Raw genomic sequence first — 11,603 nt, 5'->3', positions numbered from 1 at the left:
CCCATGTGCCGTCGCTGCTGGGCGATGCGGGATGGGGATGCACTCCAGATGCGGCGGTTTCGGATGAAACGAGGATCTTGTTGATGAAAGCGACGATTTGCAGCGCATAGAATTGCCGGATTGGTGGATATATCTGCCGAAATGTTGAACACGTCCGAGCCGCCGCCATAGGCTCTTGCCGTTGACGTCCAGGGAGCTGCATGGAATACCGTCTTGATGAAACCGACCGCCAACTGCTGCGCCTGCTGCAGACCAATGCGCGGGCTTCCACCGCGCATCTGGCCCGGCAGATGAATCTGGCGCGCACGACGGTGGTGGCCCGCATTGCCCGGCTGGAGCAGGAAGGCGTGATCGCCGGATACGGCGTTCGCCTGGGTGCGCGCGTGGAGCAGTCTGCGGTACGCGCGTACTGCGGCATTCGCGTGCAGCCCAAGACGGCCACTTCGGTGATGCAGGCACTCAACCGTTTCACCGAGGTCGAGGAGGTCTCCGCCGTCAGCGGCCAGTACGACTACATGGTGTTCGTGCGCTGCGAGAGCAACGAAAAGCTCGACGCGCTGCTGGACCGCATAGGCCTGATCGACGGCATACAGCAGACCTATACCTCGGTGGTGCTCAGCCGCAAGATCGACCGGCGCATGACGGCGGCGCTGGGCCAGCTGGCTGAATCTGCCGCCTGAGTCTTCTGCCCGTGCCGGCCGATGGAGAGCCGGGTGGCTGTCCGCATCGACTGTCGGGCATCAGACATTTCCTAGTGAAACTGCCGGGTAGGCAGTGCCTTGCCTCGCTCCTATGCTGATGCGGGCCCCGTGGCAGACCGGGGCCTTTGTGTACGCATAACACCAGGAGACAAAGCATGCACCCAGCGCTTCGCAGTGGATGGAAACCCTTGTCATTGATAGCCCTGGCCGCCTTGGCGGCCTGCGGCGGTTCGGGAGACGGCTCCGGCAGCAAGTACAGCGCAGAGATCCGCCGCACGGAGATGGGCATTCCGCACATCAAGGCCAAGGACTGGACGGGCCTGGGCTATGGTGCGGGCTATGCCCAGGCGCAGGACAACCTGTGCACCATGGCCGACTCCTTCCTGACCTACCGCGGGGAGCGTTCGCGCCACTTCGGCGGCGATGCCCAGGCCGTCTATGACAGCACCATCGACCGGCCGCGCAACATCGATTCGGACTTCTTCTTCCGCCATGTCGTCTCCGATGACGCCGTGGCCGCCATGATCCAGGCCCAGCCCGACAAGCTCAAGCAACTGGTCGATGGCTTCGTGGCAGGCTACAACCGCGTGGTGCGCGAGACCCCGGCCGGGGCCAAGACCAATGCGGCCTGCGCGGGCCAGCCTTGGGTGCAGGCCATCACGGCCCAGGACATCTGGCGGCGCATGTATACGGCCAATCTTGCCGGCGGCTACAGCAATTTCGTGGCCCAGATCGCCAATGCCGTGCCGCCTGCAGCAGCTGCGGCGGCAACGGCCTCGGCCAAGCCGGCGAAGGGCCGGTCGGCCGCGACGCAGCTGGCCGCGCTCAAGCCGGGCCAGGTGGTGGCGCCATCATTGCAGGTGGGCGGCACCACGGGCATAGGCAGCAACATGTACGGCTTTGGCCAGCAGGCCACGGGCGGCAGCAGCGTGCTGTTCGGCAATCCGCACTGGTACTGGAAGGGGCCGGACCGCTTCTACCAATCGCAGCTCACGATTCCGGGCGAGATCGACGTCAGTGGCGCCAGCTTCCTGGGTATCCCGATGGTGCTGATCGGCTTCAACAACGACGTGGCCTGGAGCCACACCGTGTCCACGGCGCGGCGCTTCGGCCTGTTCATGTACCAGCTGGCCCCCAATGATCCGACCCGCTATGTGCGCGACGGCAAGACCGAGGCCATGCAGGCCAGCAGGATCACGGTGAGCGTGCGCAATGCCTCCGGCGGGCAGGACCAGGTCACGCGCACGCTGTACAAGACTGTTCACGGCCCGGTGGTCAACCTGGGCGCCATGGACCCGGCGCTGGGCTGGACCACGCAGAGCGTGTTCGCCATCCGCGACATCAACGCCTACAACTACCGCACCTTCCGCAACTGGCTGCGCTGGAACCAGGCCAGGTCGCTGGACGAGTTCATCCGCATCCAGAAGGAGGAGTCGGCCATTCCCTGGGTCAACACCGTCGCTGCGGGACGCGGCAACGCCCAGGTCTGGTATGCCGACATAGGCGCCGTGCCCAACGTGCCGCCCGCGCAGCTGCAGGCCTGCGCCACGCCGGCCTCGGCCGCCATCAACGCGGCGCTGCCCCAGGTGCCGGTGCTGGCCGGCGGCAGCAGCCAGTGCGACTGGGGCTCGGATGCGGATTCGGTGCAGGCCGGCGCCATCGGCCCGGCACGCATGCCCAGCCTGCTGCGTGGCGACTACGTGGGCAACATGAACGACAGCTACTGGCTGTCCAATGCCTCGGCACCGCTGACCGGCTATCCGGCCATCTTCGGCTCCACCTCTTCTGCCCAGAGCCTGCGCACGCGCCTGGGCCACACCATGGCGCTGCAGCGGCTGGCGGGCACGGACGGCTATCCGGGCAAGATGGCCACCAGCGACATCGTTCGCCAGATGGTGCTGGACAGCCGTGTGTACAGCGCGCGTTTCAAGGACGAGGCATTGGCCCAGGTCTGTCCAGGCCCCGTGTCCTCGGCGGGTGAAACGGTGGACGTATCGGCTGCCTGCACGGCGCTGCAGGCCTGGGACGGCACGGGCACGGCGGCATCCAGGGGCTCCCATGTCTGGGACGAGTTCTGGAAGCGCGTGGCCAGCCAGATCAAATCGGCCGACCTGTATGCCGTGCCCTTCGATGCGTCCGACCCCGTCAACACGCCGCGCGGCATCAAGCCCACGGCCAAGGCGGCGCTGCAAAAGGCGTTCGCCGAAGCAGTGAAGGCCGTGCAGGCCAGCGGCTTTGCCATGGATGCGGCGCGTGGCACCGTGCTGTTCTCGCAGCGTGGCGGAGAGAAGACGGCGCTGTATGGCGGATGCGGCGAGGTGGGCTACTTCACCATCACCTGCTCGGAAAACAAGATAGAGCAGGGCGGCTACAGCATGGACGGGCAGCCGCACGGCAACAGCTACATGCAGGTGGTGAGCTTCCCGGCGGCCGGAGTGGAGGCCCATACCTTCCTGACCTTCTCGCTGTCGGACGATCCTGCCTCGGCCCACTATGCGGACTACACCAAGGCCTACGGTGCGCGCCAGTGGCTCAAGCTGCCGTTCACCGACAGCGCCATCCAGGCCAGCCCGGCCTACAAGACGCAGACCGTGAGCGAGTGACATCCGCTGTCCGGCGTGATGCAGTGCCCGCCTGAAGGGGCTGCATCCGGCATGCAATGCAAACGGGGGCCCAGGCCCCCGTTTCGCTTGACTGGTTGCCTGGCTCAATCCACCACGACGCGGGCCTGGCCCGCTTCCATGCGGCCGACGATGGCTGCATCGCCAAAGCCCTGTTCGGCAAACAGCGCAAGCACCTGGTCCGCCACATCGGGCGTGCACGATACGAGCAGGCCGCCCGAGGTCTGCGGATCGGTCAGCAGCGCGCGCTGGGCATCGGTGATGCCGGCGCCCAGCACCACCTGCGTGCCATATGAGGCCCAGTTGCGGCCCGAGGCGCCCGTGATGACGCCCTGCTCGGCAAAGCCCTGCACCGTGGGCAGCACGGGCAGGCTGCGGCTGTCGATGCGCGCCGTCAGGCCCGCGCCGCGTGCCAGCTCCAGGCCATGGCCCAGCAGGCCGAAGCCCGTCACATCGGTCAGCGCGTGCACGCCGTCCATCTTGCCCAGCGCCGTGCCGGGGCGGTTGAGCAAGGTGGTTGCCTCCACCATGGCGCGGTAGCCGGCTTCGTCCAGCAGGTTCTTCTTGAGCGCGGCCGACAGAATGCCCACGCCCAGCGGCTTGCCCAGGATCAGCACATCGCCGGCCTTGGCGTCGGCGTTGCGTTTCATCTGGCGCGGGTTGACGATGCCGATGCCCACCAGGCCGTAGATGGGCTCGACCGAGTCGATGGAGTGGCCGCCGGCCAGCGGAATGCCGGCATCGCGGCAGACTGATTCGCCGCCTTCCAGGATCTTGGCAATGGTGTCGTGCGGCAGCACATTGATGGGCATGCCCACGATGGCCAGGGCCATCAGCGGCTGGCCGCCCATGGCGTAGATGTCGGACAGCGCATTCGTTGCGGCGATGCGGCCGAAGTCATACGGATCGTCCACGATGGGCATGAAGAAATCCGTGGTCGCCACGATGGCCTGCTCGTCGTTGATGCGGTAGACGGCGGCGTCGTCGGCGGTCTCCGTGCCCACCAGCAGGTCCGGGAAGAACTGCTTGGGCAGCGCGCTCTTGCCGATCAGCTCCGCCAGCAGGCCCGGCGCGATCTTGCAGCCGCAGCCGCCGCCATGGGACAGCGAGGTGAGTCGGGGAGCTTGGGAGGTGTCTGTGGTCATGGAGCAATCCGGCGAACGGGGGCGATCGCAGTAGTGGAAAAGAGTGCCTGCCGCCAGCGCGGCGGCGCGCCATATTATGGGCGGGCACGGCGGGCGGCCATGGTACAAGCGGGCATGTCCAAGTCTTTCGCTCATGACCGCGCATCCGTGGACTGCGATCCCGAGACGGTGGTCGGCGTGGAGCAGCGCGGCTTCAACGCCTGGCCAGCCCAGCGCACCGTGCTCTGCGGGGACTGGCTGCTGCGCGCCGCGCAGGGCCATACCAAGCGGGCCAACTCGGCCAATGCCCATCAGCCCGGCGCCCACCTTGGCGCCTTGCTGGCGCAGATCGAAGCCTTCTACCAACGCCAGGGCCTGCCGCCCGTCTTCCGCCTCTCGCCCCTGGCCAGCCCCGAGGCCGATGCCCAGCTGGCGCAGGCCGGCTACCTGCTGGCCGATCCTTCGCTCGTGATGCGCGCAGCCTTGGCGGACATGGCGCAGCCGGCGGACGAAAAAGGCTGGACCCTCGCCATGGATGCCCGGCCCGGTGCGGCCTGGCTGCAAGGCTTTGCCGAGGCCGGCGCCGTGCCGCCCCGTCACAGGCAGGCGCATCACCACATGCTGCAGTCCATTGCCTGGCCCGCCGCCTTTGCCACGCTGCGCGTCGGGGGCGAGGTGGCCGGGTTCGGCCTGGCCGTGCTGGAGCGCGGCTGCGTGGGCCTGTATGACATCGTCATCGCACCTGCAATGCGCGGGCGGGGGCTGGGCCGTGCGCTGGTGTGCGGCCTGCTGCACTGGGGACGGACGCAGGGGGCGCAATGGGCCGAGCTGCAGGTGCGGGCTCCCAACCGGGTGGCGCGCGGGCTGTATGAAAGCCTGGGCTTTCATCCGCTCTACGCCTATCACTACCGCCTGCCTGCCGCGGCACCTTGATGTGCCGCAGCGACTAAGAAAGGATGATGACCCAGCGCGACACTCCGGGTGCTCCGAGGCGGGCGATATGTGAAAAAATGCTTCGATGCGCCGTCGTGGTGCAATGCATGGATTTCCCGTTCAAGGAGCCTTGGTTGGCTGTTCGCATAAATCGCTCACAGCGCTCGCAGCGCTCACTTCTCCCATCCCGCAGGTGGTGCATGGGTGGCAGGATCAAGGGCCTGCCGCCCGCCTGGGCCTGGGTGGCCGTGTGCCTGCTGGCGCTGCAAACGGGTTGGGTGGGGCTGGTGGGGCAGGCGCATGCCGAACCATCGGCCGACGAGCATGAGCTGGGCGTGACACGCACAGTCTTAGGCATCCTGGGCTACACGCGCTGGCCCACGGAAAGCGCGGTGCTGCGGCTGTGCGTGGTGGGCTCCACCGAATATGCCGATGACCTGCTCAATGGTGCCCCGCAGACCGTGGGCAGCCAGCGGCTGGAAGTCCGGCGCGTCGTGCTTTCCGATGCGCGCATCCTGGCCGAATGCGAAGGCATCTATGCCGGCCAGCTCGATGAAGCGGCCTGGCGCAAGCTCATGGAGCAACTGGCCGGACGGCCGCTGCTGACCATCAGCGAGCGGGGCGAGCTGTGCCGCATCGGCGCCATGTTCTGCCTGCGCCGCCGTGGCGAGGGCGCGGGCTTCGAGGTCAGCCTCGACTCCGTGGCACGCAGCGGCCTGCGCGTCAATCCCAAGGTGCTGCAGCTTGCGCGCCACAGGACGTTGCCATGAAGTTGTTCCTGTCCGGCAGCGCCTCCCTGCGCAACGTGATCCGCCGCGCGCACATGCGCATGGCGGCGGTGGCCATTGCGCTGGCGGGCGCGCTGCTGCTCATCGTCGGCGTGGCCACCCTGCGTTTTTACCTGTCCAACAACCTGCATCTGGTGGCACGTTCGCTGGCCTATACGGTCGAGGCATCGCTGGTCTTCGGTGACCGTGACGAGGCTGCCCGCGTGCTGGACCAATTGCTGCGCGGCGAAGGCGTGGCCCATGCCGAGGTTTTCGATGCCGAGCAGCGCCCGTTCGTGCAGTGGTCGGGCCATGGCGGCTCGGCGCTGTCCAGCGTGGGTGAACTGCTGGCCATAGGCATAGGCCTGCCGCGCGCCGAGGCCGATGTGCGCCAGGATGGCCGCCTGGTCGGGAGCGTGCAGCTGTCCAGCGATGGCGTGGGCCTGGTCCGCTTTCTGGGTGCAGGCTTCATCGTGCTGGTGCTGTGCGTCGGCGTGAGCGGCTATGTGGGGCTGCGCCAATCGCGCCGCATGCTGCGCGACATTGCCGAACCGCTGCAGCAGTTGGCGCGCGTGGCGCACGCCGTGCGCCATGACCGGTCCATGGACCAGCGCGTGCCGCTGGCGCGCATTGCCGAACTGCGCGAGTTGGGAGACAACTTCAATGCCCTGCTGGCTGAGCTGCAGACACGCCACGAGCGGCTGCAGCAGCAAAATTCGGCCCTGGAGCGCCAGGCTTCGCGAGACAGCCTCACGGGGCTGGCCAACCGCCTGCATTTCGAGCAGCGCCTGCAGCAGGCGCTGGACAACGCGGCCGAAACCGGACAGAAGCTGGCCGTGCTGTTTCTGGACAACGACCGCTTCAAGCAGGTCAACGACGCGTACGGCCATGCTGTGGGCGATGTGCTGCTCAAGGCCGTAGGCGCAAGACTGCGCTCGCAGGTGCGCGAGAGCGATCTGGTCGCGCGGCTGGGCGGCGATGAGTTCGCCATCCTGCTCTATCCCGTGGGCGGGGGCGGCGATGCGCAGATGGTGCGGGACAAGATAGAGGCCGCCATGCATGAGCCTTTGGTGGTCAGCGAAGGCGTGGTGCTGCAGCCTTCGGTCAGTGCGGGCGTGGCCCTTTTTCCCAAGCATGGCCAGAGCATGGAGACGCTGATGCGCCATGCCGACCAGGCCATGTACCAGGCCAAGGCCATGCGCCAGGCCGAACGAGTCACAGGAGGATGACATGTTGAAACGACGGAGCTGGACCCGGATGTGCGGCGCAGGTGCGGCCGCTGTGCTGGCCCTTGCGCTGGCGGGCTGCAAGGCGGCGCCCGAGGCGCCGCCTACGCCGCAGGGCCTGACCGAGCAGCAGCAGCAAGTGCTGCGCAGCCAGGGCTTTGCACAGGCGGAGCAGGGCTGGGAGCTGCAGATGTCGGGCAAGCTGCTGTTCGGCTTTGACTCGGCCGAAGTCGGCGCCCAGGCGCGCACCAAGGTGCTGGAACTGGGGCGGGCGCTCAAGGGCGTGGGCATAGAGCGGCTGCGCGTGGAAGGCCATACGGACGATCGCGGCAGCGATGCCTACAACATGCGCCTGTCGCTGCGCCGCGCCGAAGCCGTGGCCGATGTGCTGGCCGAAGCCGGCCTGGCGCGCCAGGATATCGAGGTCAAGGGCCTGGGCCGCGCCATGCCCGTGGTGCCCAGCGATGCGGCGGAAAACCGCCGCGTGGCCATCGTCGTGCCCTTGCAATAGCCGGAACCTGGCTGGGATCAGAGTCGGGGGATTGGCGGAAAGCAGCAGGAGTCGAACCTACCCAGGAGCGGCTGACGCCCCTGACCGGGTTTGAAGCCCGGGCGCACCACCGGGTGCGTATGCTTTCCTTCTGGATTGAAGCTCCCCCTGAGCGGCTTACGCCGCTTCCCCCTCTCTACCCGCTTCGCGGGGGAGGGGGACGACACCCTTGCTGCGGGGCGGCCCTTGCTCGGTGTCTCTCGCCCTGGGCCGCGCCGGTTGCTGGCGCCGTGGCGAAGCAAAGCTGGCCATTGTAGCGGCCCCTTGCCTCAAATTCTTGCTGTGGCGCCAGTGGTCCACTGCACATCGGGGCGCAGCAGGTGGGCGTCGCGCAGGCGGCGGGTGTAGCCGATGCGGTCGAAGAATTCGAGGATCTGGATGGCGCGCTTGCGGCCCAGGCCTGTGGCATCGCGAAAGGCGTGGGCCTGGATTTCGCCGTTGGGGGTGGCGGCGGCCAGTTCGCGCACCAGGGCGGCGAGTTCGTCCGTGCGGGCGGCGGAGTAGAACAGGTCCTTGGTCACCTGAAACAGCAGTCCCTGGCGCGCGAGCTTGCGCAGCAGCTGGCGCACGGTTTCCTCGCCGATGGCGTTGTCGCGTGCCAGGTCGCGCACCCAGGGCGGGTCGTAGCGGCCGGCTTCGATGGCCGGCAGCAGTTTCTGGGCGATCTGTGTTTCGCTGTCCGACAGTTGCACGCTGTGGCCGGGCAGGTGCAGCCAGGCGCCGCTGGCGGCCAGGCTGCCATCCTGCAGCAGCGTTTGCAGCAGGCCTTTCCACAGCGCGTCATGTCCTGCATGGACCAGGCCGGACAGTGCCATGCGGCGCAGGCGTGCCGCGTTCACACCGGGCTCGTCGGGGTTTTTTTCGTGAAAGCGCGCCATGCTGTCCAGCACCTGGCCGCGCAGCTGCGTCCAGCGTGCGTCACCCAGCAACAGCGTGTCGCCCTCGGCCAGTGGAAGTCGGTGCAGCCGGTGCCCGACGTTGTCCGTGGCCACGGATGCGCGGCCCGTCAGGCGCATGAGCTGCGACGTGGCAATGCCGTGCGCCGCGCCTTGCACCAGCGCGCTGGCGTCCCCGGTGGCAATCAGCGATTCCAGCGCCTGCAGATAGGCCGTGCGCTCGGGGCTGCGGCGCTTGCGTGCGGGAGCAAAGGGGTCGATGACGCTGCCGCCCGCAATCGTGCGGCTGGCCTGGGCATTGCGCACGATGAGCCGGTCGCCGGGTTGGGCATGTACGGGCATGTCCAGCACCAGTTGGACGATGGCCTGCTCGCCGGGACCCAGCGGCTGGTCCTGCAGCAGGGCCACGTGGGCCGTGCAGCGCGCCGTACCGATGTGCACATGCACAGGCGTCCATTGGGCCAGTGATGGCGCATCGGCCAGCAGTTGCAGGCGCACGTCGATCCGGTCGCTGGCCTGCAGCAGCCGTGCGTCGGCGATCCAGTCGCCGCGCGTGATGGCTTCCTTGGCAATGCCCGACAGGTTTAGCGCGCAGCGCTGTCCGGCCAGGCCCCGCTCGCTGGCCTGGTTCTGGGCATGCAGGCTGCGCACGCGCACCTCGGTGCCCGAGGCCGAGTGCACCAGCGTGTCGCCGACTTTCACCTGCCCGCCGAACACGGTGCCCGTGACCACGGTGCCCTGGCCCGGCAGCGTGAAGCTGCGGTCCACGGCCAGGCGGAACAGTCCGTCGCTGGCCCGCGCGGGAATGGACTGGGCGCGCGCCATGAGGTGCTCGCGCAGCTGCGCCACGCCCGCGTCACCGGGCTGGGCGGCGGCGGTGGGAAAGACCGGGGCGCCGGCCAGCGCCGTGGGCGCCAGCAGGGACTCGATCTCGGCACACACCTGCCGCAGGCGCTCGGGCGTGGCGCGGTCGGCCTTGGTCAGGGCCATGGTGGCTTCGCGCACGCCCAGCAGCTGCAGGATGTCCAGGTGCTCGCGCGTCTGCGGCATGACGCCGTCGTCGGCCGCCACCACCAGCAGGGCGTGGTCTATGCCCACGGCGCCTGCGGCCATGGTGTGCACGAATTTTTCGTGGCCGGGCACGTCGATGATGCCCAGTACCTCGCCATTGGGCAGCGGCGTGTAGGCATAGCCCAGCTCGATGGAGATGCCGCGCGCCTTCTCTTCCTTGAGGCGATCGGTGTCCACGCCCGTGAGCGCGCGCACCAGGGTGGTCTTGCCGTGGTCGATGTGGCCGGCGGTGCCAATGATCATGCGTTCGTCCTCAGGCGATGTGCAGCAGCGGCAGCTGTTCGGTGAAGGCCGGCTCGTCGGCTGCCTCCAGGCAGCGCAGGTCCAGCCACAAAGCGTCGTCATGCAGTCGGCCGATGACGGGGCGGGGCAGGCCGCGCAGGCCCGCTTCAAGCCGGGTGAGCTGGCGGCCGGCCTGGCGACCGTCGGCCGGATGCAGTCGCAGGCCCCAGCTGGGCAGGTTCTCCACGGGCAGGGCGCCGCTGCCGATCTGGCTGTTCATCTCGGCGGTTTCCACCACATAGCGGCTGCCCAGCGCCTGCTGCACCAGCGGCTGCAGCGCCTGCGCGCGGGCCTGCATGTCAGCCTGGGGCCGCGTGAACAGGCGCAGCGTGGTCAGGCGCCCGGCCAGCTTTTCTGGGTGCAGGTACAGGCGCAGCGTGGGCTCCAGCGCGGCCAGGGTGAGCTTGCTCACGCGCAGCGCGCGCTTGAGCGGGTGTTTCTTGATGCGGGCGATCAGGTCCTTGCGGCCCACGATCAGGCCGGCCTGCGGACCGCCCAGCAGCTTGTCGCCACTGAAGGTGACGATGTCGGCGCCCGACTCGATGGTCTCGCGCACCGTGACCTCGTAGGGCAGGCCCCATTCGCGCAGATCGACCAGGGTGCCGCTGCCCAGGTCCACCACCATCTGCAGGCCGTGCGCGTGGGCAATGGATGCCACCTCGGCGTCGCTCACGGCCTTGGTGAAGCCGGTGATGGCGTAGTTGCTGCAATGCACCTTCATGAGCAGGCCGGTGTGTTCGCCGACAGCGCCTTCGTAGTCGCGCGCATGGGTACGGTTGGTGGTGCCCACCTCGACCAGGGTGGCGCCCGCGCGCGTCATCACGTCGGGGATGCGGAAGGCCCCGCCGATCTCCACCAGCTCGCCGCGCGAGACGATGACCTCGCGCCCGGCCGCCAGCGTGGCCAGGGTCAGCAGCACGGCGGCGGCGTTGTTGTTGACCACGGTGCAGGCCTCGGCGCCCGTGAGTTCGCAGACCAGGGATTCGATCAGGTCGTCGCGGTCGCCACGGCCGCCGTCCTCCAGGTCGTACTCCAGGTTGGCCGGCGCCGTCATGGCGGCCACCACGGCGTCCACGGCCTCCTGCGGCAGCAGGGCGCGGCCCAGGTTGGTGTGCAGCACCGTGCCCGTGAGGTTGAAGACCGTGCGCAGGCGGGGCGCAAAGCGCCGCGCCAGGCGCAGGCCGGCCGCCTGGATCACCTCGGTGATGCCGGGCGCGCCTGCATCGGGCTCGCCGGACCGCAGCCGCTGCTGCGCATCGGCCCGCATCTGTGCCAGTGTCTCGCGCACGGCCTGGGTGCAGGCATCAAGGCCGTGGCGCTCGCGCAGCGCGAGCATGTCGGCGCTCAGCAGCACCTTGTCCACGGCAGGCAGGCGCAGCGCGGACGGGGTGGAGGAAGCGGCAGAGGTGGCGGCGGTATCGGTCATGGTGTG

9 protein-coding genes and 1 tRNA gene are annotated in these 11,603 nt (G+C 68.4%); 6 read left to right on the top strand and 4 right to left on the bottom strand.

What is annotated here, in order from left to right:
- Nucleotides 1-200: 200 nt before the first annotated feature.
- Together U6958_RS19040 and U6958_RS19035 are read left to right on the top strand one after the other, a co-directional pair.
- Complete coding sequence (locus tag U6958_RS19040) at nt 201-680, top strand: Lrp/AsnC family transcriptional regulator (protein WP_074923365.1); 480 nt, start codon at nt 201-203, stop codon at nt 678-680.
- A 176-nt stretch (nt 681-856) separates the two neighbouring features.
- The gene (locus U6958_RS19035) at nt 857-3,304 is read left to right on the top strand and encodes a penicillin acylase family protein (protein ID WP_074923366.1); all 2,448 of its coding nucleotides are present in this window, start codon (nt 857-859) and stop codon (nt 3,302-3,304) included.
- Between the two features lie 104 nt (nt 3,305-3,408).
- Here the strand turns inward: U6958_RS19035 and selD are convergent, their stop codons facing one another.
- Entirely contained in the window at nt 3,409-4,467 is a 1,059-nt protein-coding gene (gene selD, locus U6958_RS19030; protein ID WP_016446845.1) for a selenide, water dikinase SelD, read from the bottom strand.
- Nucleotides 4,468-4,566: 99 nt separating this feature from the next.
- Here selD and U6958_RS19025 point away from each other — a divergent pair, with 99 nt between their 5' ends.
- From U6958_RS19025 to U6958_RS19010, 4 genes are all read left to right on the top strand, one after another.
- Nucleotides 4,567-5,379, top strand: coding sequence for an N-acetyltransferase (locus U6958_RS19025; protein ID WP_074923367.1), 813 nt, complete (start codon nt 4,567-4,569; stop codon nt 5,377-5,379).
- A 200-nt stretch (nt 5,380-5,579) separates the two neighbouring features.
- Nucleotides 5,580-6,149, top strand: coding sequence for a YfiR family protein (locus U6958_RS19020; protein ID WP_016446847.1), 570 nt, complete (start codon nt 5,580-5,582; stop codon nt 6,147-6,149).
- The gene (locus U6958_RS19015) at nt 6,146-7,375 is read left to right on the top strand and encodes a diguanylate cyclase domain-containing protein (protein ID WP_074923368.1); all 1,230 of its coding nucleotides are present in this window, start codon (nt 6,146-6,148) and stop codon (nt 7,373-7,375) included. The genes U6958_RS19020 and U6958_RS19015 overlap by 4 nt, the downstream gene beginning before the upstream one ends.
- 1 nt (nt 7,376) lies before the next feature.
- Complete coding sequence (locus tag U6958_RS19010; RefSeq protein ID WP_016446849.1) at nt 7,377-7,883, top strand: OmpA family protein; 507 nt, start codon at nt 7,377-7,379, stop codon at nt 7,881-7,883.
- Nucleotides 7,884-7,915: 32 nt separating this feature from the next.
- Here U6958_RS19010 and U6958_RS19005 read toward each other — a convergent pair.
- From U6958_RS19005 to selA, 3 genes are all read right to left on the bottom strand, one after another.
- Nucleotides 7,916-8,011 (bottom strand) — tRNA-Sec (locus U6958_RS19005).
- Between the two features lie 180 nt (nt 8,012-8,191).
- On the bottom strand, nt 8,192-10,132 hold the full coding sequence (selB, locus tag U6958_RS19000) for a selenocysteine-specific translation elongation factor (RefSeq protein WP_074923369.1): 1,941 nt from the start codon (nt 10,130-10,132) through the stop codon (nt 8,192-8,194).
- A 10-nt stretch (nt 10,133-10,142) separates the two neighbouring features.
- The gene (selA, locus tag U6958_RS18995; protein WP_074923370.1) at nt 10,143-11,597 is read right to left on the bottom strand and encodes an L-seryl-tRNA(Sec) selenium transferase; all 1,455 of its coding nucleotides are present in this window, start codon (nt 11,595-11,597) and stop codon (nt 10,143-10,145) included.
- Nucleotides 11,598-11,603 lie beyond the last annotated feature (6 nt).

The sequence above is a fragment of the Delftia lacustris genome, from assembly GCF_040267515.1.
GTDB lineage: Bacteria > Pseudomonadota > Gammaproteobacteria > Burkholderiales > Burkholderiaceae_C > Comamonas > Comamonas tsuruhatensis.
This window is presented reverse-complemented; position numbering and strand designations above follow the sequence as displayed.